We start from the raw sequence: 23,399 nt of genomic DNA, 5'->3' as shown, positions 1-23,399 counted from the left end.
GATGTGAGTTGGGCCGACTTTCGTACGGTGGAAGGAACGCGGAGTCTTCGATGATGGAACCGAGCGCTCGTCACGTCCTGCTGTCCCCGGAGCAACTGGCCGCCGTATGCCGGCGAATCGGCGACCAATCCGACCGGACCATTGCCGAGGCGTGCGCCATCGGGCTGTCGTACTGGGCGACGGGCCTCGGCCCCGAAGGTATCGACCTCACCCCCGGCACGCTCTTCACCGAAGTCCTCGGATGGGTCGACAACGGAGGGGACGGGCCGGGAGGTTGGGAGGTCGGCGCGGACGGTCGGAGCATCGCCGTCCCGGACGACGTAGCACTCGCCGAGGCACAGCTCGCGCTGGACGACCTGGCCGAATTCCCGGACCGGCCCCTCGGGACCATCGGCCCGTCCAGTGTGGCGGCGAGGCTCGCAGCCCTGGCCGAGTGGAACGACACCCGGGCCGAGCGGGTCCGCCCGACCATCGTGGAGATGTTCCGCGAGCAGGCGCGGACCCGGCCGGAAGCGGTCGCCATCGTCGACGAACACCGCTCACTGACTTACCGGGAGGCAGCCGAGCTCTCCGGGCAGTTGGCCCACCACCTGATCGATCGAGGACTCGGCGCCGAACAGGTCGTCGGCATCTCGCTGGGCCGCTCCGCCGACATGGTGATCGGACTGCTCGGCGTCCTCCAGGCGGGCTGCGCCTTCGTACCCCTCGATCCGCAGTGGCCCGCCCAGCGCCGGGCCGTCGTCATCCAGGACGCCCGGGTCGTGGTGCAACTCAACGACTCGGGGGAGCACGACCCGGACGAACCGGAGGCCGTGGCCCTCGACTTGGGCGACTGGAGGTTCAGCTCCTGTCCCACCGAGGGACCCGAGGTCGCCGTCCTCGGAGCCGCGCTGGCATACGTGATCTTCACCTCCGGGTCGACCGGGCGGCCCAAGGGCGCGATGATCCGGCACGAGGCGATCAGCGAGCGTCTGCTGTGGCAGGTCAACGAGATCCTGGGCTTCGGCCACGACGACGCGTCGCTGTTCAAGGCGCCGTTGTCCTTCGACATCTCCATCAACGAGATCTTCCTGCCCCTGGTGAGCGGCGCCCGGCTGGTGGTTCTGCGGCCCGGCGGCGAACGCGACCCGCACCATCTGCTGAGCGTGATCGCCGAGCAGCGCGTCACCTTCACGTACCTGGTGTCGTCCATGCTGGACGTGCTGCTGGAGATCGCGGGCGACTCCGACCGCCTGGACAGCCTGCGGCACGTATGGTGCGGCGGCGAGGTGCTGACCCCGGAGCTGTACGAGCGGTTCCGCACCAAGCTCGACATCCCCATGTACCACGGCTACGGCCCGGCGGAGACGACGATCGGCGTCTCGCACGTCATCTACCGGGGCGCGGCGGAACGCCTGTCGACGTCGATAGGCAAGGCCAACCCGAACACCCAGCTGTACGTACTGGACGACGAGTTGCGCCCGGTCCCGGTCGGCGTCGGCGGCGAACTCTATGTGGGCGGATTCCTCCTGGGGCGTGGGTACGTGGGCGCCCCGGGCCTCACGGCGTCCCGTTTCGTCGCCAACCCGTTCGCCGGCGACGGCTCCCGGCTGTACCGCACCGGTGACCTCGCGCGGTTCGCCCCGGACGGGTCGCTGGACTTCCTCGGCCGTGCCGACAACCAGATCAAGATCCGCGGTATGCGGCTGGAGATCGAGGACGTGGAGGTCGGTCTCGCGGAGCACCCCGGTGTACGGCACACCTGCGTCGTCGCGAAGAAGAACACCGCGGGCGGCACCTACCTCGTGGGATACGTCATCCCGGCCGCCGGGAGCGAGGACCTGCGAGCCGACGAGGTCAAGGCGTGGGCCACCGAGCACATGGTCGAGTACATGGTGCCCGCCCACATCGTCGTCATGACGGAGTTCCCGCTCACCGCGAACGGCAAGCTCGACCGGAACGCATTGCCGGAGCCGACGGTGGGAACGGGCTCGCTGACGCAGCCCACGACCGAGAACGAGCGCGCCGTGTGCGCTGCGGTCGCGACAGTGCTGCGGCTCGAGGAGGTGGGCGTCGACCAGGACTTCTTCCAGCTCGGCGGGGACAGCATCCTGGCGATCTCGCTGCTGAGCGCGCTGCGCGATGCCGGGCTCTACGTCACGGCACGGCAGATCTTCACCAACAGCACCGTAGGGGCGCTGGCGGCGGTGGCGAGCCGTGAGGACACCTCCACGGTGGACCGCCGTGATGTCGCGACCGGCTCCGTCGTGGGCTCGCCCATCGTGCAGTGGCTCGGCCGGACCACGGACGCGATCGATGGCTTCGTGCAGTCGGTGGTGCTCAACACCCCGGCGGACCTGACCGTCGACGCTCTCGACGAGATTCTCACCGCCCTGGTCCGGCGCCACGACATGCTGCGGGCCAAGCTGGTGCGCGGTGAGCGCTGGAGCTTCGACATTCCGGAGGCCGACGAGGCCGTCGCCGGGTGGCAGGAGAGCGACCGGCCCCTCGACGAGTGCGTCGCGCTCGCCACCGCCGGGCTGGACCCGGTGGGCGGGGTGATGCTGCGGGCCGTCTGGCGCCGCATGGCACGACAACTGGTCCTGGTCGCCCACCACGTGGTGATCGACGGCGTGTCCTGGCGAGTCCTGATGGAGGACCTGGCCACCGCCTGGCGGCAGTTCGCGGCGGGTACGCCGATCGAGCTGCCCCCGGTGGGCACGTCGTTCCGGCGTTGGACGCAGATGCTGGAACGCGCCGCGTTCGACGCGGACAGCTCCTACTACCGGCGTACCCTGCCAGGAGAGGACGGGCCGGTGAGCAGGCGGGCGCTGTCCGCGGCCGACACCGTCGCACGCGAGCGAATACGTACCGTCTCGGTCGGCCCCGACGTCACGGCCCGGCTGCTGGGCGAGATCCCCGCGAAGTTCCACGCGGGCGTCAACGACGTCCTGCTGACCGCGCTCGCCGTCGCCCTCGCCCGATGGCGCCGCGACCTCGGGCAGTCGCAGACCTTCGCGCACATCGAACTCGAAGGCCACGGCCGCGAGGGACAGTTCGTGGCGGGCTCCGCCGGCTTCGAGCCCGAGTTGTCGCGGACCGTGGGCTGGTTCACCACGCTGTTCCCGGTGCTCGTGGACCCCGGTGCGGCGGCCGACTTCACGGCGCCCGAGTACCTGGCCGCCGCGCTCAAGGCGGTCAAGGAGAACCTCGCCGAGGTGCCGGAGCACGGGGTCTCGTACGGCGCGCTGCGCTACCTGACCCACACCGAGTTCGACGCCCCCGCACCGCAGGTGCTCTTCAACTACCTGGGCCGCTTCGACGCCGGCGCCTCGGGCGACTGGCAACTCGCGGGCACCACAGGACAGTTGGGGGAGAAGCGAGACCCGAGGATGCGCCTGCCGCGTCCCCTGGAGTTCAACGCCATCGCCGAGCCCGCACCCGCTTCCACCGGCGAGTACGAACTGGTCACCAGCATCTCCTGGCCCGACGGCCTGTTCACCGACGAGGACATCGCGACCCTGGGCGAGTACTTCCGGGTGGCCCTGACGGCTCTGGCCGCGCTCGAACAGGGCGGCCATTCGCCCAGCGACTTCGCCCTGGTCCCGCTCATCCAGGCCGATGTCGACGACCTGGACAGCCCGGCACTGCGGGACGTCCTGCCGCTGACCCCGCTGCAGGAGGGCCTGTACTTCCACTCCGTCTTCGATGACGACTCCGCGGGCGCCTATGTCGAGCAGCAACTCCTGACGCTCGACGGCGACGTGGACGCCGACCGGTTCGCGGCGGCGGCAACCCGCTTGCTCACGCTGTACCCGAACCTGGCGGCGCGGTTCGTGGCACTGGCCGACGGCCGTGTCGTCTCCGTGCTGGAGAGCGGTGTGGAGGCGCCCTTCACCACGCTGGACCGCCCGGGCATCACCGACGCCGAGATACGCGAGTACGCCGAGCGGGATCGCCGCGCCGGGTTCGACCTGGCCACCGGCCCGCTGATGCGGTACACCCTCATACGCGCCGGCTCCGGCCGCACCGTCCTGGTGCAGACCGTGCACCACATCATCGCCGACGGCTGGTCGGTACCGCCGATGCTCCGCGCGCTGCTGGCCGAGTACCACGCGCCGGGCACCGTCCACCCGGTCGGCGGCTTCCCCGACTACGTCGGCTGGCTCGCCGGACAGGACGCCGACGAGAGCGACCGCGTCTGGCGCGAGCAACTCGCCGAGCTGCCCGGCCCCTCGCTGGTCGCCGAGGGGCACACGCCGTCCGACCGCTTCACCGACATCGCCGTGGAGCCGGAGGACGACATCGACGCCGCCGCCCGCTCGGCCGGCGTGCCGCTGAGCGTCGCCGTGCACAGCGCCTGGGCGGTGACGTTGGGCGGCATCCTGCACAGCACGGACGTGGTGTTCGGTTCGACGGTGTCCGGGCGGGACGCCGATGTGCCCGGCATCGCGGACATGGTGGGTCTGTTCATCAACACGATTCCCGTGCGCGCCGGTTGGGCCGGTACGACCACGGCGGGCGACCTTCTCGCCTCGGTGCGGGAGCATCAGAGCGCGGTACTGCCGCACCAGCACGTGTCACTGGCGAGGATCGGCCGGCAGGCTCGCTCCGGCTCCCTGTTCGACACCCTGGTGGTGTTCGACGTGGCCACCGACGTGGATGCTTTGCGGCGGCCCGGCGACTCGCTGATCATCGCCGACATCGTGAACGAGGGCGCTCCGCACTACCCCCTGACGCTGGTGGTGGAGCGAACCGTCGACGGCCGTCCGATCTTCAACCTGATCTACGACGGTGAGCTCCTGCGGAAGGCGACCGCCCAGGCGATCCTGCACACGTTCTCCGCGACACTCACCGGCCTGCTCACCCGCCCGGACTCCCTTGTCGGCGACCTGGCCCCCGAGAACGACCGGCTTCCCGCGGGGATCACTCCGACGACCCTGGGAGGACTCTTCGACGCCGCCGCGCACCGTGACCCGGCGGCCGTCGCGGTCACGCAGTGCGGTCTCGACGGTGGTACCCGGTCCTTGACGTATGGCGAACTGGCCGCGGCGAAGGACCAGTTGGCCTCGGCCCTGCGCGCGGCGGGCGTCGGGCCGGGCAAGCGGGTCGCCGTCGCCGTCCCGCGTTCCGTCGAGCAGGTCGTCGCGCTGGTCGCCATCGTGAGCGCGGGCGGCGCGTACGTCCCGCTGGACCTGGCGTACCCGGACGAACGGCTGGAGTACATCCTGGCCGACGCCGCCCCGCAGGTCGTCCTCGTGGACCGCGAACAGCGGGACCGCTTCACCAAGCTGCTGGCCAGGGCGGGTGCGCAGGCCCAGGTGCTCGTGCTGGGAGACGAGCTGCCGACGGGGCGCGCGGCTGAGCCCGAGGTGAGCCGGCACGACCCCGCCTACGTGATCTACACCTCCGGATCGACCGGCCGGCCCAAGGGCGTCGTCGTCCCGCACTCCAGCGTGGTCACGCTCCTCGCCAACACCCAGCCCGACATGGACTTCGGCCCGCACGACGTATGGGTCCAGTTCCACTCCTTCTCCTTCGACTTCGCGGTCTGGGAGTTGTGGGGCGCTCTCGCGTACGGCGGTGAGCTGCTGGTGCCGGAGTACGGGCTGACCCGTTCCCCGGTCGACTTCCACCGGCTGGTCCGCGACCGCGGGGTGACCGTCCTCAACCAGACTCCGTCGGCGTTCTACCAGTTCATCGAGGCCGACCGGCATGCCGACGAGTCGCTGCCCGCCCTGCGTCGGATCATCTTCGGCGGCGAGGCGCTGCAGCTCGGGCGACTGCGCGGCTGGATCGAACGGCACGGCACGGGCTCGCCCGAGCTGGTCAACATGTACGGGATCACCGAGACCACCGTCCACGTCACCCACCGGGTGCTGACCGACGAGGACTTCGAGCTCGGCGACGACGTCAGTCCGATCGGCGGCCCGATTCCCGGCCTGGTCACCTACCTGCTCGATGACCGGCTCAGGCCGGTGCCGCCGGGGCGGGTGGGTGCCATCTATGTCGCCGGCGACCAGGTGTCGCTCGGCTATCTGGGCAGGCCGGGGCTCACCGCGGGCCGGTTCGTGGCGAACCCGTTCGCGGGGGACGGCTCCCGCATGTACCACACCGGCGACCTCGCCCGCCGTACGCTCGACGGCGAGCTGGAGTTCGCCGGACGCGCCGACGATCAGGTCCAACTCAAGGGATTCCGAGTCGAGTTGGGAGAGGTGGAGTCGGCGGTCAGGGAACTCGCCGGCGTGGTCGACGTGGCCGTCACCGTGGCGGACAGCGGCGACCACCTGGTCGCGCACGTCGTGGGTGGCGTACCGGGTGACTTCACCGAGTTGCTGTCCAGGAAGCTGCCGGTGCACATGGTGCCCGGTCGGGTGTTGCCGGTCGACGCGCTGCCGTTGACGGTCAACGGGAAGCTCGACCGCAAGGCATTGGAGATGCGCTCCCAAGACAGTGCCACCACCGCAGCGCCGTTGTCTGCGGCCACGCCCGGACTGGTCGCGCCCCGCGGCGGAGCCGCTGATCGATACAGCCCCGCGCCCCCCGACGGACGAGGCAGTGACTTCGGGCTCGCAGCAATCGTCGGCATCTTCACCGAAACCCTGCCCGGCACCGCGGTGGACGCCGACACCGACTTCTTCAGGGCCGGCGGCGACAGCATCGTCGCCATCACCGTCATCAACCGGGCCAGGGCGCTCGGCCTGACGATCGCGCCCCGCGACGTCTTCCTGCTCAGGACCCCCCGCGCGCTCGCCGAGCACCTCGCCACGAGCACACCGCAGGCCGCCGCTCCCACCGAGGCCCGTCGCGAGGACGGTCCCCTCATGGCGACGCCGATCATCCTGCGCCAGCGCGAACTGGGCGGATCTCTCGCCCGGTTCGCCCAGGCCAGGACACTTCTGGCCCCGGAGGGCACCGGCTTCGCCGACGCCGAGCGCGCGGCGATGGCCGTCGTCGCCGCGCACCCGGCCCTCCGGCTCCGTCTGCGAGTCGAGCACGGGGTCTGGGACCTGCGCACCGAACCCCACCACGACGTCACCGTCGTACGGCCGGACACGCCCGATGCCACGACGGCGGCGAACGAGGCCGCCGAGCGCCTCGACCCCGAGTCCGGGGAGGTCATCGCGTTCGCGTGGCTGGAGTCGACCCGGACCCTGGTGGTCACCGTGCACCATCTCGCCGTCGACTCGGTGTCCTGGCTGGTCCTCCTGGACGACCTGGCCACGGCCCTGCGCGGGGAGCCCCTGGCGCCGCCCACCACGTCCTACGCCGAGTACGCCGAAGCCCTGACGCTTCACTCGGCCCACGCGATCGACGACCTCGGGCACTGGGCCACCACGCTCCAGGCGCCCGCGTTGCTGCCCGCCGTCGACGGGCTGCGCGAGACAACGGTCGTCCTCCCGCCCGACGTGAGCGACCGCGTCACCCGTACCGCACCCGCCGCACTCGGAACCGGTATCACCGAGTTGCTGTGCGGAGCCCTGCGCACCGCACTGACCCGCATCCAGCCGACGCCCACCGACCTCGCGATCGAATTGGAGCGACACGGCCGGGTCCCGGCCCTCGACCACCACGACTACACCCGCACCGTCGGCTGGTTCACCTCCATCGCGCCCGTACGGCTCACCGCGCACACCGACCCCGTCGCGGCGGCCCGCGAGCTCGCCGACCGCCAGCCGGACGAACGCGCACATGTCGCCTACGGGCAGCTCCGGTACCTCAACCCGCAGACGCCCCCGCTGCTCACCGCCCACCCACAGGTACTGTTCAACTACCTGGGCCGGGGCAGCGAGTCTCAGGCGCTGCAGATCACCGGTGGTGACCAGGGCAGCCCGTACGCCGTCGAGGTCAACGCATGGCTCGACGAGGCCACCGGCAGCCTGCACGCGGCCTTCACCCTCGCCGAGGGCATCCCCGACGAGATCACGGAGCACTGGCACAGCGCGCTGGAACGCATCGTGCACGCCTCCGCGACGGCCGAGCGCACCGCGCCCGTCACCCCGCTCCAGCGCGGCCTGTTCTTCCAGGCCCAGATGGCGGGCTCGGCCGGACACTACGTCGCGCAGAGCTGGTTCACCTTCGACCGGCGTCTGGACACCGACGCACTGGCCAAGGCTATGGCGTACGTGATCGCCCGGCACCCGGTCGTCGGCGCAGGCTTCACCACCGACGACGACGGCAACCCCGTCCAGACGCTCGCGGCGGGCCGCAGCGTCGAGGTCCGTACGATCGCCCTGTCCACAGAGGCGGAGGTCGACGCACTACGCGTCCGTGACCGCGACACGGGATTCGACCCCGGCGAGCCGCCGCTGATCCGGATGACCGTGGTACGGCTCCCCGACGACCGCGACGGCCTGCTGCTGAGCTACCACCTGCTGCTGTGGGACGGATGGTCCCGCGAGATCGTCCTCAGGGACCTGTTCGACGCCTATCAGGCCGTCCTCGCGGGCGAGTTGCCGGTACCGACCCCGGCCACGCCGAGCTTCGAGGATCACGCACGGGCGCTCGACGCCAAGGACGCCGCCGTATCGGAACGCTTCTGGTCGGATCAGCTGGCCGGCCTCCCCGGCCCGACACTGCTCGCCGGACCGACGCCTACCCTCTCGGACGACCTGCCGCGCGCGCTCGTGCACACGCTGTCCGCCGAGCAGTCGGAGCTGCTTCGGGAGGCCGCCAGGGTGCACGGCGTCACCTTGAACTCGGTGCTGACCGGCGGGTTCGGGCTGCTGCTCGGCGGCCGCACGGGCCGCGGTGACGCCGTGTTCGGCGTGACCGTCTCCGGCCGGGAGGGCGAGGGGCTGTCCGACATCGTCGGCGTGCTGCTCAACACCGTGCCGATGTGGACGCGGGCGAGGCCCGACGAGACGGTCCGGGAGTACCTGTCGGCCGTACAGACGGCCAGGGTCGAGGCGATGGAGCACGAGCACATGGGGCTCGGCGAGATCCAGCGGGCCAGCGGGCACGACACGCTGTTCGACAACCTGTTCGTGCTCCAGAACTTCCTGGACATGGACGCGTTCGCGGAGATGAACGCCCGGCACGGCATCACCTCGGTGAAGGCGGATGACTCCACCCACTATCCGTACACCTGGGTCGTGACCCCTGGCGACCGGCTCACGGTCAAGCTGGAGTACCGCGACGAGGACGACGAGAGCGCCCGGCGTCTCCTCGACGACTACCTGCACGTACTCGAAGACCTGGCCCGGGCGACCGGACCGGTCGGGGCGCTGCGAGGGCTGGGGCCGCGGCCGACGCCGGGCGAGCGTACGGACGTAGGCACGGACACCGTGGTCGACCGGTTCGACCAGGCGGCGGACCGTGATCCGCAGCGGGTGGCTCTGGTAGCCCACGGCTCGAGCATGACCTTCGCCGAACTGCGGGACCGCAGCCGCGCGGTGGCGGGTGTGCTCGCAGCGCGTGGCATCGGCCCCGAGACGACCGTGGGGCTCGCGATCCCGCGCTCCCTCGACTGGATCGTCGCACTGTTCGCAGTCCTGCGCGTCGGCGCCGCCTACGTGCCGCTGGAGCTGGACCACCCGGACGAGCGGATCGCGGCGATCGTCGAGGACGCCCGCCCGGACGTGATCCTCACGGTGAGTGCCGTATCTCCCCGCCTGACGGGCGAGCTGCTCGAGCTGGACCGTCCCCTACCGGCTGCCGAGCCGTTCGTGACGTTCGCGCCGGACGACCCCGACCGGCTGCGGCACCCCGCGTACACCATCTACACCTCCGGCTCGACCGGGAAGCCCAAGGGCGTGGTGACCGAGTACGCAGGGCTCACCAACATGCTGATCAACCATCAGCGCCGGATCTTCGAACCGGTACTGGCCGAGCACGGGCATCGGATCTTCCGGATAGCGCACACCGTGTCTTTCGCGTTCGACATGTCGTGGGAGGAACTGCTGTGGCTCGCCGACGGACATGAAGTGCACATCTGCGACGAGGAGTTGCGCCGCGACGCGCCCCGCCTGGTCGAGTACTGCCTGGAGCACGGCATCGACGTCATCAACGTGACGCCGACCTACGCTCAGCAGCTCGTCGCCGAGGGCCTGTTGGACAGCCCCGATCGGCGTCCGCCGCTGGTGCTCCTCGGTGGTGAGGCGGTCACGCCGACGCTGTGGCAGCGGCTCGCCGAGACCGAGGGGACGGTCGGCTACAACCTGTACGGACCGACCGAGTACACCATCAACACCCTGGGCGTCGGCACCTTCGAGTGCGAGGACCCGGTGGTCGGCGTGGCCATCGACAACACCGACGTGTACGTGCTGGACCCGTGGCTGAGGCCGCTGCCGGACGGCGTCCCCGGCGAGCTGTACGTCTCGGGCATCGGCATCGCGCGGGGCTACCTCGGGCAGCCCGCCCAGACCGCGCACCGCTTCGTAGCGTGCCCCTTCGGCGCACCCGGCGAGCGCATGTACCGCACCGGGGACCTCGTGCTCCGGCGGCCGGACGGCAACCTGACGTACCTGGGCCGCACCGACCAGCAGGTCAAGATCCGGGGGCACCGGGTCGAACTCGGCGAGGTCGAGGCCGTCTTCGCTGCGCACCCGGCGGTCCGGTTCGTCGCGGCGGTCGCCCAGCCCGACCCGCAGGTCGACGGCGCGTACCGGCTGGCGGCCTACCTCGTGCTGGACGGCGCGGACCTTGCGGCGGTGGCCGCCGAGGTGGGCGCCGGACTGCCGGACTTCCTGCGCCCGACGCACTACGCCCAGGTCGACAGCATCCCGCTCACGGTGAACGGGAAGGCTGACACGAAGGCGTTGCCGGAGGCCAAGCCGCTCGGCGCGCTGACCACGGCGGGGGAGCGCGGTCCCGAGACCGAGACCGAGACCGTGGTGTGCGAGTTCTTCGCCGAGGCACTGGACCTGGACGATGACGAGGTGAGCGCGGTGAGCGACTTCGTGTCCCTGGGAGGACACTCCATGCTGGCGGTACGACTCAACGGACTGCTCCGCCGCGAGTACGGTCCAGTGATCACGATCCGAGACCTGTTCACCCTGCGAACCCCGGAAGCGATTGCCCGCCACCTCGATGACAACTCCTGACACGCAGCGACCCCGCGCGGGGTCCGACATCCTCCGGACCGCTCTGCGCCGCAACCTCGGCGCCATGGTCTGGGGCACCGTCCTCATGGGCCTGTACCAGGCGGGCGAGACGGCCTTCCCGATCGCGCTCGGCCTGATCGTCGAGCACACGATGCAGGACCGGAGCCTCGGCTCGCTGGGCCTGTCGATCGTCGCGCTGGCCGTGATCATCACGACCGTGTCGCTGTCGTGGCGGTTCGGGATGCGCGTCCTGCAGAAGGCCAACACGACCGAGGCGCACCGCTGGCGGGTGAGGGTCGCGGCCTGCGGACTCCAGCCGGTGGCCAGGGACGTCGACCTCAAGTCCGGCGAGGTACTGACCATCGCCACCGAGGACGCCGACCAGACCGCCGACATCATCGAGGTGGTGCCGCTGCTGATCAGTTCGCTGGTCGCGGTGGCCGTCGCGGCGGTCGCGCTGGGCCTGGCCGACCTCCGGCTCGGTCTGCTGGTGATCGTGGGCACCGTCGCGATCATGTCGATCCTGAGCGTGCTGTCCAGGCGGATCGGCTCCAGCACCCAGGAACAGCAGGCCCGGGTGGCGCGGGCGGGTGCCAAGGTCGCCGACCTGATCACCGGCCTGCGTCCGCTGCACGGCTTCGGCGGCAACCACGCGGCGTTCCGGTCCTACCGGAAGGTCAGCACCGAGGCGAAACTCCAGGCGATCACCGTCGCCAAGGTGAACGGCGCGTACGCGGGCACGGCGCTGGCCCTGAACGCGGTCCTCGCCGGCGCCGTGACCCTGACGGCGGGCTGGCTGGCCTTCGACGGGCAGATCAACATCGGGGAACTCGTCATGGCGGTGGGGCTGGCGCAGTTCATCATGGAACCGCTCAGGCTCTTCTCGGAGATGCCGAAGTACGTGATGATCGCGCGTGCCTCGGCCGAGCGGATGGCGCTGGTCCTGACCGCGCCGCCGGTCACGACGCCGGGGCCCGAACGCCCGGCCGCGGGCGGGGACCTGGAGCTCGACTGCGTCCGATACGGGACATTGCGCGACCTGAAGTTCCAGGTGTCCGCCGGGGAGTTCGTGGCGATCGCCGCCTACCAGCCGCGCGCGGCGGCCGATCTCGCTTCGGTCTTGGCGGTCAATGTCCCGCCCGAGGCGTACGAAGGTGCGGTGCGGGTCAGCGGACAGGAGCTCGCGGACCTGTCGATCGAGGCGGTCCGCGCGCACCTGCTGGTGAACCCGTACGACGGTGAGATCTTCGCGGGCACGCTCCGCACCAACATCGACCCGTCCGGCACCAGCCGGTCGGTCCCCGAGGCCGTCGAGGCGTCCATGCTGACGGACGTCGTCGCACTCCACCGCGACGGACTCGACTACGGCGTCCGCGACCGCGGCGCGAACCTCTCGGGCGGGCAAAGGCAACGGCTGTCCCTGGCCCGGGCGTTGGCCGCCGACACCGACGTCCTCGTGTTGCACGACCCGACGACCGCCGTAGACGCGGTCACCGAACAGCTCGTCGCGCGCAACGTCGCGAAGCTGCGCCGGGGCCGCACCACGGTCGTGATCACCAGCAGCCCGGCACTCCTGGACGCCGCCGACCGTGTCCTCGTACTCGACGACGGGGTCATCACGGCTGAGGACACGCATCGGAACCTGCTGTCCACCGACGCGGACTACTGCCGGGCTGTGGCCCGGTGACCCGACCGGCTAACCAAGGGCCCAGGCGACATCCCTGAGCAGGGCGTGTCGCCAGCCCGCTCGGTCGTGGCCGGAGGCCGATCGCGAGACCCGTACGGTCGCACCGGCCTGTTCCGTCAGGGACTCGGTCAGTTCGCAGTGGGGCAGCATCCGTGTCTCGTGTTCCCCGACGTCGAACGCAACCCGCAGACCGGACAGTTCGGGGCGCTCCCGCAGACGCGCGGCGATGGCGCCGCCGACCGGGCCGCCCAGCGGGTCCGGTAGGCCCATGGCGTCGGGAGTCCACCAGAACGACCCCGACTGGCAGGCGACGCGGGACACCAGGTCCGGGAACTCCAGCGCCGCGTACATCGCGCTCAGTCCGCCGAGGCTCTGCCCGGCGACCACCAGCCGGTCCGGGTCGGCGGGTACGCCGGACTCCGCCACCAGCGGCAGCAGTTCGTCCCGAACCGCCTCCCACAGTTCGGGCCTGCACGCGAACTCGGCAGCCCTGTCCTTGGCAGGCAGGAACACGAGGGTGACCGGGGGTATCTCGCCACTGGCGACGGCCGAGTCGAACGCCGTCATGGCCGGATGCAGATACAGCCAGTCGTCTCCGTCGAGCAGCAGGACCACCGGTCCACCGCCGCCCGCCGGATGGACGCGTACGGTGCGCCGCCCGCCGAGCCCTTCGCCGGCCCAGCGGATCCGGGTGCGGGGGAGGGGCAGGACGTCGTCGGCGCCGACGACGGGCCAGTGCGGCTGGCCGGGGGCGTCCGGGGTCGCGGCGATGGACCGGTCACCGCCCGCGCCCACCGGGTTGAACGGGTCGGCGTACGCCGAGTCGCCCGCGAGCAACTGGTAGGTCACCCGCAGCCGCGCGGGCATCCTCACCTCGGCGTACCAGCAGTCCGTTTCGCCCCACCGGCGCAGGGGGACCGGCCCCGACCAGCTCTCGAAGCCGATGCTCGCCTCAGACCCGCGCCACAGGAACAGGGTCACCCAACCGCCGCCGTCGGCAGGTACCGACGGGGGTGCCCCCACCGCTGCCCAGAACGCGTCGGTGCCGGGTTTGCCGGGCAGTCCGAACTCGGCGAACGCGTTCTCCATGTCGGCCGTGACGAGGCGCACGAACGTCTCCTTGTGAGAGGGAAGCGGCGACGGCTAAGCTCCTGTCAATTAGGCCAGGCTAACCTAATGTTGACGTTCCGAGGAGGCAACTCGCCATGAGCACCAACCCCTTCGACGACAGCGAAGGCCGTTTCCTGGTCCTTGTGAACGACGAGGGCCAGCACTCTCTTTGGCCGTCCTTCGCCGATGTGCCCGGGGGATGGACGATCGTCTTCCAGGAGAACACCCGAGAGGCGTGCCTGGAGTACATCGAGGCCCACTGGACCGACCTGCGCCCCCGGTCCCTCTCGGCGTAGCACCGAGTACAGAAGGTCGGGGGCGGGGGCTCACACCGCCTCGTGGGCCGCGTCCGGTGTCGTGGAAGAGGCAGCACCTCCGGTCGCGTCTCGTCCGGTGCGCGGCAGAGTGCGGAAGAGGCTGCCCGGCCACCAGAACCAGCGGCCCAGGTCGAGGGCGAGGGCCGGCACCAGGACGGTCCGGACGAGGAAGGTGTCCAGGAGGACGCCGATGCCGACGAGGACACCCATCTGGGCCATCGTCACCAGCGGCAGGCCGGCGAAGATCGCGAAGGTCGCGGCCAGCACAATGCCGGCCGAGGTGATGACGCCTCCGGTGCTGGTCAGGCCCTCCAGGACGCCGCGCTCGTGGCCCAGCTTCCCGGTTTCCTCCTTCACGCGGTGCATGAGGAAGATGTTGTAGTCGATGCCGAGGGCCACAAGGAAGACGAAGCCCATCAGCGGGATCGACCAGTCGACGCCCGCGAAGCCCAGGACGTGCTCGAAGAGGAGGTTCGAGGCGCCGAGGGCCGCGAAGTACGACAGCACGACTGTGGCCAGGAGCAGGAGCGGGGCGACCAGGGCTCGCAGCAGGAGGATCAGGACGCCCAGGACGACGAGGAGCACGATCGGAACGACCGTCGTCAGGTCTCGGTCGGCGGCCCGCTGGGTGTCGAGGGCCTCCGCCGTCGTACCCCCGACGAGCGCGTTCATCGGGTGTACCGCGTCGCGCAGGGCGTCGATCGTGTCCTTGGCGGCCTGGCTGTCCGGGGCGTCCTTCAAGACCACCGACAGCGTGGTGAGTTCGCCGTCCGGCGTGCGGTCGGTGTCGCTCTCGACGCGGGCCACGCCGGCCACCGAGGCCGCCGCCGCCCTGACCTCGGCGGTGCGGTCGGTGCGGGTGACGATGTCCGCCGGGTCGGAGGCGCCCGAGGGGTAGTGTGCCGAGATCTTCTCCTGTGCCACGACCGACTCGGGCTTGTCCTGGAACATCTCCGCCTGTGTCAGGCCCATGTTGATGCCCACCGCGCTCAGTGCGAGCACGCCGGTGACGGCGACCGACATCAGCCATGACCAGCGGGGGCGCAGGGCGACGGCGGCCCCGACCCGGGACCAGACGGTGCGCGGGTTCCGGACGGGCGTGCCGTGGCGCGGGACGAAGGGCCAGAACACCCAGCGGCCCGTGATGACGAGCAGTGCCGGAAGCACGGTGACCATGGCGAGGAAGCCGCAGACGACACCGACCGCGCCCACCAGGCCCAGTGAGCGGGAGGAGTTGATGTCGGCGAACGCCAGGCAGGACAGGCCGACGGCGATGGTGGCGGCGGAGGCCAGGAGCGCCGGGCCGGAGCGGCGCAGTGCGATCCGCATCGCCTCGTACCGGTCCTCGTGGCGGTGCAGTTCCTCGCGGTAGCGGGCGATGAGGAGCAGGGCGTAGTCGGTGCCCACGCCGAAGACCAGGACCATGAGCACGCCTGAGCTCTGCGGGTCGACCGGGAGGCTCGCGTGCTTCGCCAGCAGGTAGGTGGTGACCTGGGTGAGGACGGCCGCGAAGCCCACTGACACGAGGGGCAGCAGCCACAGGACCGGGCTGCGGTAGGTGAGCAGCAGGAGGACGGCCACCACCAGGCCGGTGGCCAGCAGCAGCGTCGTGTCGAGGTCGTCGAAGACCGCCACCGAGTCGGTGAGGGAGCCGGCGGGACCGCCGACGGCTACCGCCACGCCGGGCGGGGCGTTGGCGCCGGCCACGTCACGTAGTTCGTCGACCTTCTCCGTGATGTCGTCCTCGCTGTCCAGCGGCACGATCGTCATCACGGCCTCGCCGTCCTCGGACGGGATCGGCTGCGAGACCGCCCGGCCGGTGGGGACAAAGCGCGAGAGGGCATCCCGATCGGCCGCCGCAGCAGCCTCCGTGCCCTTGCCGCCGGTGTAGACGACGACGGCCGGCATCACCGTGTCCGTACGGAACTTCTCCAGCTCCGTGTTGACCTGCGCGGACTCGGCACCACGCGGCAGGAAGGCGTTGGGCCCGGATTCCTCGACATCGCCGAGCTTGCCGGCCAGCGGGCCGAGGGCGACGACCAGGATCAGCCAGGCCGCCAGGACCAGCATCGCCCGGAGGGGTTGCCCCCAGCCCCGGCGTCCGCCGGGCGCGCGGGCGACGCGCTGAAGCAGCGCACGCATGAGTAGTCTCCTTGGGTAGGGAGCGCGCCACCGGTCCGCTTGACGACCGGTACCAGGGCGCACGGGGCCCGCACCACGGCGCTTGCAGGTGTGATGACCTGCCGTGGTGTACGGGTGGGGTGTGTCCGAGGGGTGTGTTCTTCCTCGGTACGGCCGGGAGTTGCCGCTCCCGGCCGTACGTGCGTTTGTCGGCGCCTCTCAGTGCGCCCCGAGGGCTATTCGATCTCGCGCATCATCTTCTCCATCGAGGACACCGACAGCCGGGTCTGCGTCAGCTCGTTGAGGGTCTGCTGCTGTCCCTCGGCGGTGCGACGCTGCAACTCCACGGTGTCCTCCAGGAGTTGGGCGTACTTCGCCGCGAGGTCCTTGTACTGCTGTTCGCGCGCGGCCAGCATCCGGGCCCGCCAAGTGGCGGCGGCCTGCCACACGATCACGATCAGCAGGGTGAAGACCCCGGCCGCGCCCACGGCTCCGACCACAGCGCCCACGGTGTCGGCGCTGTCGGCGAGCGTCACCTGTTCCCCATTCACTTCGCTTCCTCTTTCTCGGCCTCGGTCTTCTCCGGCTGGGCTTTCTCGGCCTCGCTGAGCGTCGCGGCCCCCCGCGCGACGACGCCGGGAGTCAACTGGTAGAAGAACGGCGTGACATCGAAGTACTTCATCGCCTTGCCGTCCTCCGCGAGTTCGAGCGTGCCGACGACCAGTCCGGCCGCCTCCAGCCGCTGCAGGTGCATGTGCAGCAGCGGACGGCTCATCCCGATCTCACGAGCCAGCGCGCTGACGTAGTTCCGGCTCTCCAGCAGCGCCCCGACGATCCGCATGCGGTGCGGATTGGCGAGGGCGGAGAGCACCTTCAGCAACTCATCGCCCGTCGGTGCCGGAGGCGGGACCTCGGGCATCGCGGCCCCTTTCCGTCGTACCTGTCAGAAAAGGCTGACAGCCTCTTCCGGTACCTGTCAAAGATTCCTGACACATATCGGGGGCGGATCGGGGGCAGATGGGGGTGGCATGGGGGACGTCTCAGGGTTGGCTCGGGGTTGGCTGGGCGCGTGCCGTCGGCTCGTCCGAGTGCGGCTACTCCCGTCGTCGTATGCGCGCCGACCGCCTCGCTCATACGGTGAAGAGGTGACGTCCTTCGACCAGCTCGCCGCCCGGCTGCGGGCGCTGCCGCAGCGCACCGCGGATCTGCTGGTCGTCGCCGTGGTCGCGCTGTTCACCGGCCCGGACGCGGCGGTGAACGAACCGCCCTACCGCCAGGCGGACTGGTTCACCTGGCTGCTGCTCGCCGTGTCCCTCACCGCGCTGGTGTGGAGGCGGCGGTGGCCGGTGCCGGTCGCGATGGTGAGCGGGGCGGCCTGTGCCGGCTGGGCGCTCTACGGACACGTCGGCGAGCTGCTGAACCTGCCGACGATCGTGGCGCTGTACACGGTCGCGGTCCAGGGCGACCGGCGCCGCGCCCTGTGGACCGCCCTCGTCGCCTCCCTCACCTCGGGCGCGGTCGCGCTGTGGATCGGCAACGACGTCGTGAACCCCCCGGGGCTCCCCGTGCTGGAGATGCTGTGGCCGCTGGTGCCGCTGCTGCTCGGCGAAGTGGTGCGTACGCGGCGGCATGCCGCCTACAGCACCGACAGCCAGACCGGCGGCGCCCGCGGCGACAGCGGTGCCCATGCCGGGGCCGGAACGGTGGCCGTCGTGGCCGTAGGCGGAGTGCGAGTCGTGGGACGCCCGGTGCTCGACGAGCCGGCGGATCCAGCCGTCGACGATCGCGTTCCAGTCCTGGTGCCCGACCCTGTCGTGGGAGACCGTGAAGCGGGTGAGCGCTTCGTGGTCCTCGGAGAGGCGCCCGCCGCGCTTGTCTGCCTCCAGGACGATCTCCATGCCGCCCGGGCCGGCGAGGAAGGTCAGCTCGATCTCGTTGATCTGATGGGCGTACTGCGGTGCCGGGGTGAGCTCGATCTCCTGGTAGAAGGGCAGCTGTTGGCCGGTGCTGCCGATACGGCCGTACTCCAGGTCGGCTGGCTTGAAGCCGAAGTCGAGTTGGCCGAGCGCTTCGAGGATTGCCTCCTGGACGGGCAGCGGGCCCACCGTCAGCTGGTCGAGGTCGCCCTTGTCCTTCGCGCCGGCCGCCGACAGCTCCGTGCGCATTCCGAAGACGATGCCCAGGCTCTGCCCGTACAGCTCCGTGCCCGGGCCTTCCCTTGCAGCCTCACCTGCTGAAGACGCCTCAAGAAAACGCGATCATGATCGCGTCACGAGCTCATGGAAAAGGATTGGAGCGAGGCGGCGCACCGTTGCTACCTTCGTGGTGGACCGTGAAGTCGTCGTTTGGAGGTGAGCCCCGTGAACACAGTTACCCATGGGTGCTCCCTCAACCCGTCACGGTCCGGCGGCTGACGTTCGGTGTCGCCAGGAGCGCCTGAGATCGAGGCACTCCTGAAGGAGACTCCGATGAACACGAAGCCTTTTACAACCGGCCTGAGCGGGAACGCGCTGATGATCACGCGTGTCGCGGACAGGCAATGGCATGCCCTGGATGACGACTTGGTGGTCGGCCGCGGGTATGCGGAGCACCGGCCCGACGGACGCTTGTTCGTCAGCATCGACGCCTGGCACGATGCCACCTTCGACCGGCTCGCCGAGGCGATGCTGGCGGAACTGCCGGCGCCGCTGTACACGGTGGTCGACGAAGCCGACGTCGAGCTGACGGCCGGCTGGCGGCGGGCCGGGTTCACCATCCGGCGCCGCGAGTGGGAGTGCGTCGTGCCGACCGACCCGCGGGTCACAGGGCTCGACGCAGTCCTGCCGCCCTCGGGCGTGACGCTCGTGCCCGCCGGTCAAGCGGACGAGAGTCTGCTGCGGGCCGTGGACCGCGCGATCCGTGACGAAGTCGAGGCGACCGTCGGGTGGCAGTCGATGCCGGCGGAGGTGATTCCACGCCCCGAAGGCGACACCATCGTCGACCCGTCGAAGTACGCGGTGGCCGCGGCGCCGGACCGCTACCTGGGTCTGATCCGCGTGGTGACGGTGAACCGGCCGCGCATCGGGCTGGTCGCCGTCCGGGCCGGCGAGCAGCGCCGCGGCATCGCGCGGGCGCTCCTGGCCCACGCACTGGGGACGCTGCACCGCACCGGGTTCGCCGCGGCCTGGACCGAAGTCCACGAGTCCAACCAAGCAGCCTCGGCGCTGTTCGAGGGCATCGGCGCCCGACCGATGGGCAGCAACCTGGAGCTGGTGCGATGACGAAGAACAAGAACGTCATCGAAGTCGAGGGCAAGGTCGTCGAGTGCCTGCGCAGCGCCATGTTCACCGTGGAGCTCGAGAACGGCCACCAGGTGCTCGCGCACATCAGCGGGAAGATCCGCAAGAACTACATCAAGATCGTGCTGGAGGATCGGGTCCTGGTGGAGCTCCCGCCCTACGACCTGACGCGCGGCCGGATCGTGTTCCGGTACCGGAACTAGTACCGCATCAGGCAACGTTCACCCTGTAGTTCGTGGCCCGCGCTGGCTGCTTCCCGACCACAGCCGAGATTGTGTGTCTGTACACGTCGAGTCACCCATCCCATTGCGCGCGAATGAGTGTGTCGAGTCGCTGCCATGCCGGGGACGAGGCGTTGACCGTGCTCTGGATGAGGGCGGGGATCTCGGATGTGGCATCCAGCTCGGGCGGTTCGTCAGGTCCGTAGCGCTCCCGGGTCGCCTCGGCGATCCGGCGGGCGAGGTCGTCGATGCGTGGATCGTCGGCATCGAGGTCGTACGCGCGGTCGTAGTCCAGGAAGAGCTGCCGTAGCGCCGGGTCTGCCAGGGTCTCGGCTTGGTCGTGGAACAGGGTGATCGCGCGGTCCGGGTGGGTGGCGAACACAAGGATCCACAGGTCGCGTTGCAGGTCCACCCAGCGTGGGGTGAATCCCCAGCGGGCCAGGTGTTCCAGATGGGCTCCGACCTCGTTCGGCAGCGGTGCCAGACGCCCGGCGGCGAGCCGTCGCAGGCGCCCTTGCGTTGCCCGTAGGCGACGAATGCGGGCAGTGAGTTCGTCGTCGATCTCGCGCAGCGCCTGCTGGAACTCTTCGTCGTTCGCTGATCTGAGGTCCCGGATACGCGCCAGGGGAACGCCGGCCTCGGCGAGTGTCCGGATCTTGATCAGGTCGATGGCGTCGTTGGCGCCGTACCGCCGGTAGCCGGAGGCATCGCGGTCAGGCTCAGGGAGCAACCCCTTGTCGTGATAGACGCGGATGGTCTTGATCGACACTCCGACGTACCTGGCCAGCTGGCCGATGGTGAGCACCCGGCCATCGTCCCACTTGACCCTTCCCCTGGGGCAGGGTTGCAGCATGGCGTCATGGCGAACACGAACATCGATCGGGAGACTCTGCGCGAGCTGGCCGACGAGGGCAACGAAACCGCTTTGGACCGCCTGGCCGACCTCGCCGACGCAGCCGGCGACCTCGCAGAGCTGAGCGAGCTGTTGGACGAAGGGTCCATGCACGCCGGATTCCTGCTCACACGACGGGCGACCTCGGCCGGCGACCTGCGCGAGCTGCAACGAATCTCCGACGCCGGCTACGACCAGGCCGGAAACGAACTGGACCGGCTGCTGAAGGCACCGGCCGACGGGTAACGGGATTGAGGATCCGACCGGCCGCTGCGGCCGCGCTCATCCACTTGGCGGCGGGTTCAGGTGGCCCCGTACCTGCCCGTCTGCCACGAGCGCATCAGAGGGCAGGAGTCAGTTGTTGACGCGGTCCATGAGCTGGTCGGGGTAGCGCGGCCCCGCAGCGGCGCCCGGAGGGAGGGCTGCGTCCAGGGCGGCGAGGTGGTCGGCGTCGAGACGGGCGTCGGCGGCTGCGGTGTTCTCCTCCAGATAGCTGATGCGCTTGGTGCCGGGAATCGGGACGATGTCGTCGCCCTGGTGGAGGAGCCACGCGAGGGCGAGTTGTGTCGGGGTGAGGCCGGCCTCTGCCGCGAGGGTGCGGACCTGGTCTGCCAGCTGCAGGTTGCGGCGCAGGTTGTCGCCCTGGAAGCGGGGGTCGAAGCGGCGGTAGTCGTCTGCGGCGAGTGCAGCGGTGTCCTTGATCGCGCCGGTCAGGAAGCCGCGGCCGACCGGTGAGTAGGGGACAAGGGTGATCCCGAGTTCCCGGGTGGTCGGGAGGATCTCGGTCTCCAGGCCGCGTTCCCACAAGGAGTATTCGCTCTGGAGAGCAGTGATGGGGTGAACGGCGTGTGCCCGGCGCAGGGTGTCCGCGTTCACCTCGGACAGTCCGATGTGGCGGATCTTGCCTGCCGCGACGAGTTCGGCCAGGGCGCCGACGGTGTCTTCGATCGGAACGGCGGGATCACGCCGGTGGAGGTAGTACAGGTCGATGTGGGCCAGGCCCAGCCGTGTGAGGGAGGCATCGACGGCCTTCTTGGCGTACTGCGGGGTGGAGTCGACGGTGAAGGTGCCCTCGTGCAGGCGGGACCCGAACTTGGTGGCCACGACGGCTTCCTCCCGCCGTCGGCCCGCCAGGGCACGGCCCAGCAGGGCTTCGTTGTGGCCGGCGCCGTAGACGTCGGCAGTGTCCAGGAGGTTCACACCCAGGTCGAGGGCGCGGTGGATGGTGGCGATGGACTGGGAGTCGTCGGTGGCTCCGTAGAACTCGGACATGCCCATCAGGCCGAGTCCGACGGCGGAGACCGCGGGTCCGTCGATGCCCAGAGTGCGCTGCTTCATGAGTGGGGGTTCCTTGCTGTGGCGGAAGGAGGTGGGTGTACAGCCGGAGCCGCACAGTCATAAAGTTATGCTGCATAACCATTATGGTCAATACTTGTCGCGTCGAATGACTTTTCATACTCTGGAGCAATGACGGCAGACGACCCCATGACCTCCGAGGTGATCCACCTTTTCGCGAAGGTCACCGACCGCTACGCCCGCGAATACGAGGCCGCCGCGGCTCACCACGGCCTCACCCCTCAGCAGGTGAAGGCACTGATCGCCCTGGATGAGGCTCCTCTGCCCATGCGTCGCGTCGCCGAACGGCTGGGGGCTGAACCGTCCAACCTCACCGGCATCGTGGACCGCCTGCAAAACCGGGGCCTGGTTGAACGCCGGTCGGAACCCAGCGACCGGCGAATCAAGCTTCTTGCCACCACGGACGCCGGGAAAGCGGCAGCTCAAGACCTGCGCAGCCGTCTGAGCTTCGCCCGCAACCCGCTCGCCGCCCTTGACGAAGGCCAGCGCCGCGACCTGCGCGACCTGCTGCAGCTGATGACCGAGGAGTAGAGATCAGGTCAGCGGCGCACCGGGTGCCGCTGTTGCGCGGTGCGTCCAGGGCTGCCCGCGGCACCGGGTCGATCAGCGGCTTGAACGCATCCAGCCGGGTCGCCTGGGGGGCGGCTTCTTGCGCGCCGCCGGCCAATCCGACACCCAGGGCCTTCTCAGGGACTTCGGCAGCACCGCGCCCTGATGTGATCTTCGCTGCGTCGTGAGCGTGTCGCGCTGGTCCAGTCCGGGGCAGAGTCGGCGACCGGGTCGGTGTGGGCTGCGAGTCCGGGTCCTGCGGTCAGAGCGCGCAGTGCCTGAAGGGTCAGGACTTGTACAACGAGGACTTAGTCCTCAAGGTCCCTCAGCCGCTCGACCCCGCCAAGGTGGTGCCCCTGCAGTGCGTGGGCACCACCCTGCGCTCGCCCCTCAAACACTGGAAGGCCAGCCCCGGGACGAAGGTCGCTGTCGGCGATGAGTGTCCATGCTGGGCATGGACATGATGGTGCGGGCCAGGTCGTCGGTGGGGGAAGGTCTTGCAGATCTTGGCCCCACCGATCTGGCGCCACGGTCAGTACTGTTCGGTCTCCGCAAAGCCCGCGTCCGCGTCGTCGGCGCCGAAAGCGTCGGCAGCGGCGGTCGGGTCGAATCCGGGCGGGCTGTCCTTGAGCGCCAGGCCCAGCCCGGCCAGCTTCGCCTTGACCTCGTCGATCGACTTCGCACCGAAGTTGCGGATGTCGAGCAGGTCGGCCTCGGAACGAGCGAGGAGCTCCCCGACCGAGTGGACACCCTCGCGCTTGAGGCAGTTGTACGACCGAACGGTGAGCTCCAGCTCCTCGATCGGCAGCGCCAGATCAGCGGCGAGCGCGGCGTCCGTCGGGGA

General features: G+C 70.1%; 14 protein-coding genes and 2 pseudogenes. 8 read left to right on the top strand and 8 right to left on the bottom strand.

Features of this window, described 5'->3' with window-relative positions; genetic code table 11:
* Positions 1-50: 50 nt before the first annotated feature.
* Positions 51-11,024 (top strand): non-ribosomal peptide synthetase, encoded by a 10,974-nt coding sequence (locus ACZ7M7_RS15520; protein ID WP_472116721.1) that lies wholly within the window; start codon positions 51-53, stop codon positions 11,022-11,024.
* Complete coding sequence (locus ACZ7M7_RS15515; RefSeq protein WP_472116718.1) at positions 11,011-12,711, top strand: ABC transporter ATP-binding protein; 1,701 nt, start codon at positions 11,011-11,013, stop codon at positions 12,709-12,711. Before ACZ7M7_RS15520 ends, ACZ7M7_RS15515 begins: the two co-directional genes overlap by 14 nt.
* 9 nt (positions 12,712-12,720) lie before the next feature.
* Here the strand turns inward: ACZ7M7_RS15515 and ACZ7M7_RS15510 are convergent, their stop codons facing one another.
* Positions 12,721-13,800: an alpha/beta hydrolase-fold protein gene (locus ACZ7M7_RS15510; protein ID WP_472117977.1), complete on the bottom strand. Its 1,080-nt coding sequence runs from the start codon at positions 13,798-13,800 to the stop codon at positions 12,721-12,723.
* Between the two features lie 116 nt (positions 13,801-13,916).
* Here ACZ7M7_RS15510 and ACZ7M7_RS15505 point away from each other — a divergent pair, with 116 nt between their 5' ends.
* Positions 13,917-14,117 carry an MbtH family protein gene (locus tag ACZ7M7_RS15505; RefSeq protein WP_383612263.1) on the top strand — a complete coding sequence of 67 codons (201 nt, stop codon included), beginning with the start codon at positions 13,917-13,919 and terminating at the stop codon, positions 14,115-14,117.
* 30 nt (positions 14,118-14,147) lie between these two features.
* Here ACZ7M7_RS15505 and ACZ7M7_RS15500 read toward each other — a convergent pair whose 3' ends face one another.
* The 3 genes from ACZ7M7_RS15500 to ACZ7M7_RS15490 form a co-directional block, all read right to left on the bottom strand.
* Entirely contained in the window at positions 14,148-16,280 is a 2,133-nt protein-coding gene (locus tag ACZ7M7_RS15500) for an MMPL family transporter (RefSeq protein WP_472116715.1), read from the bottom strand.
* Between the two features lie 215 nt (positions 16,281-16,495).
* Positions 16,496-16,810, bottom strand: a complete 315-nt coding sequence (locus ACZ7M7_RS15495; protein ID WP_383627914.1) for a hypothetical protein — start codon at positions 16,808-16,810, stop codon at positions 16,496-16,498.
* Positions 16,807-17,178 (bottom strand): ArsR/SmtB family transcription factor, encoded by a 372-nt coding sequence (locus tag ACZ7M7_RS15490; RefSeq protein WP_472116712.1) that lies wholly within the window; start codon positions 17,176-17,178, stop codon positions 16,807-16,809. Before ACZ7M7_RS15490 ends, ACZ7M7_RS15495 begins: the two co-directional genes overlap by 4 nt.
* A gap of 226 nt (positions 17,179-17,404) precedes the next feature.
* Between ACZ7M7_RS15490 and ACZ7M7_RS15485 the strand changes: the two are divergent.
* A pseudogene (locus ACZ7M7_RS15485) lies at positions 17,405-17,887 on the top strand (DUF7134 domain-containing protein); the annotation flags it as partial.
* On the opposite strand, the pseudogene ACZ7M7_RS15480 reads toward ACZ7M7_RS15485, so the two are convergent.
* Positions 17,888-18,475: pseudogene (locus tag ACZ7M7_RS15480) on the bottom strand (sporulation protein); the annotation flags it as partial. It abuts the pseudogene before it with no gap.
* Positions 18,476-18,727: 252 nt separating this feature from the next.
* Here ACZ7M7_RS15480 and ACZ7M7_RS15475 point away from each other — a divergent pair.
* Both ACZ7M7_RS15475 and infA read left to right on the top strand, forming a co-directional pair.
* The gene (locus tag ACZ7M7_RS15475) at positions 18,728-19,519 is read left to right on the top strand and encodes a GNAT family N-acetyltransferase (RefSeq protein ID WP_472116709.1); all 792 of its coding nucleotides are present in this window, start codon (positions 18,728-18,730) and stop codon (positions 19,517-19,519) included.
* Positions 19,516-19,740, top strand: a complete 225-nt coding sequence (gene infA / locus ACZ7M7_RS15470) for a translation initiation factor IF-1 (protein ID WP_093909198.1) — start codon at positions 19,516-19,518, stop codon at positions 19,738-19,740. Before ACZ7M7_RS15475 ends, infA begins: the two co-directional genes overlap by 4 nt.
* 91 nt (positions 19,741-19,831) lie before the next feature.
* Here the strand turns inward: infA and ACZ7M7_RS15465 are convergent, their stop codons facing one another.
* Positions 19,832-20,611, bottom strand: a complete 780-nt coding sequence (locus ACZ7M7_RS15465) for a MerR family transcriptional regulator (RefSeq protein ID WP_472116706.1) — start codon at positions 20,609-20,611, stop codon at positions 19,832-19,834.
* Positions 20,612-20,617: 6 nt separating this feature from the next.
* Here ACZ7M7_RS15465 and ACZ7M7_RS15460 point away from each other — a divergent pair, with 6 nt between their 5' ends.
* Positions 20,618-20,896, top strand: coding sequence for a hypothetical protein (locus ACZ7M7_RS15460; RefSeq protein WP_472116703.1), 279 nt, complete (start codon positions 20,618-20,620; stop codon positions 20,894-20,896).
* Positions 20,897-21,004: 108 nt separating this feature from the next.
* Here the strand turns inward: ACZ7M7_RS15460 and ACZ7M7_RS15455 are convergent, their stop codons facing one another.
* On the bottom strand, positions 21,005-21,988 hold the full coding sequence (locus ACZ7M7_RS15455; RefSeq protein WP_472116700.1) for an aldo/keto reductase: 984 nt from the start codon (positions 21,986-21,988) through the stop codon (positions 21,005-21,007).
* A 129-nt stretch (positions 21,989-22,117) separates the two neighbouring features.
* Between ACZ7M7_RS15455 and ACZ7M7_RS15450 the strand changes: the two genes are divergently transcribed.
* A complete protein-coding gene (locus ACZ7M7_RS15450; RefSeq protein WP_472116698.1) occupies positions 22,118-22,537 on the top strand; it encodes a MarR family winged helix-turn-helix transcriptional regulator in 420 nt (139 codons plus the stop codon).
* A gap of 550 nt (positions 22,538-23,087) precedes the next feature.
* Here ACZ7M7_RS15450 and ACZ7M7_RS15445 read toward each other — a convergent pair.
* A partial coding sequence (locus ACZ7M7_RS15445) for a DNA-directed RNA polymerase subunit alpha C-terminal domain-containing protein (RefSeq protein WP_383612302.1) occupies positions 23,088-23,399 on the bottom strand: 312 nt, incomplete at its 5' end.

The sequence above is a fragment of the Streptomyces sp. NPDC111606 genome (genome assembly GCF_055656945.1).
This window is presented reverse-complemented; position numbering and strand designations above follow the sequence as displayed.

Excerpts from the sequence above, each read along its gene's own strand:
- ACZ7M7_RS15500 (WP_472116715.1), bottom strand. The coding sequence starts at position 16,280 with ATGCGTGCGCTGCTTCAGCGCGTCGCCCGCGCGCCCGGCGGACGCCGG.
- ACZ7M7_RS15455 (WP_472116700.1), bottom strand. The coding sequence starts at position 21,988 with ATGAAGCAGCGCACTCTGGGCATCGACGGACCCGCGGTCTCCGCCGTC.
- ACZ7M7_RS15505 (WP_383612263.1), top strand. The coding sequence starts at position 13,917 with ATGAGCACCAACCCCTTCGACGACAGCGAAGGCCGTTTCCTGGTCCTT.
- ACZ7M7_RS15520 (WP_472116721.1), top strand. The coding sequence starts at position 51 with ATGATGGAACCGAGCGCTCGTCACGTCCTGCTGTCCCCGGAGCAACTG.
- ACZ7M7_RS15475 (WP_472116709.1), top strand. The coding sequence starts at position 18,728 with ATGAACACGAAGCCTTTTACAACCGGCCTGAGCGGGAACGCGCTGATG.
- ACZ7M7_RS15490 (WP_472116712.1), bottom strand. The coding sequence starts at position 17,178 with ATGCCCGAGGTCCCGCCTCCGGCACCGACGGGCGATGAGTTGCTGAAG.
- ACZ7M7_RS15465 (WP_472116706.1), bottom strand. The coding sequence starts at position 20,611 with ATGCTGCAACCCTGCCCCAGGGGAAGGGTCAAGTGGGACGATGGCCGG.
- ACZ7M7_RS15460 (WP_472116703.1), top strand. The coding sequence starts at position 20,618 with ATGGCGAACACGAACATCGATCGGGAGACTCTGCGCGAGCTGGCCGAC.
- ACZ7M7_RS15510 (WP_472117977.1), bottom strand. The coding sequence starts at position 13,800 with ATGGAGAACGCGTTCGCCGAGTTCGGACTGCCCGGCAAACCCGGCACC.
- infA (WP_093909198.1), top strand. The coding sequence starts at position 19,516 with ATGACGAAGAACAAGAACGTCATCGAAGTCGAGGGCAAGGTCGTCGAG.
- ACZ7M7_RS15515 (WP_472116718.1), top strand. The coding sequence starts at position 11,011 with ATGACAACTCCTGACACGCAGCGACCCCGCGCGGGGTCCGACATCCTC.
- ACZ7M7_RS15450 (WP_472116698.1), top strand. The coding sequence starts at position 22,118 with ATGACGGCAGACGACCCCATGACCTCCGAGGTGATCCACCTTTTCGCG.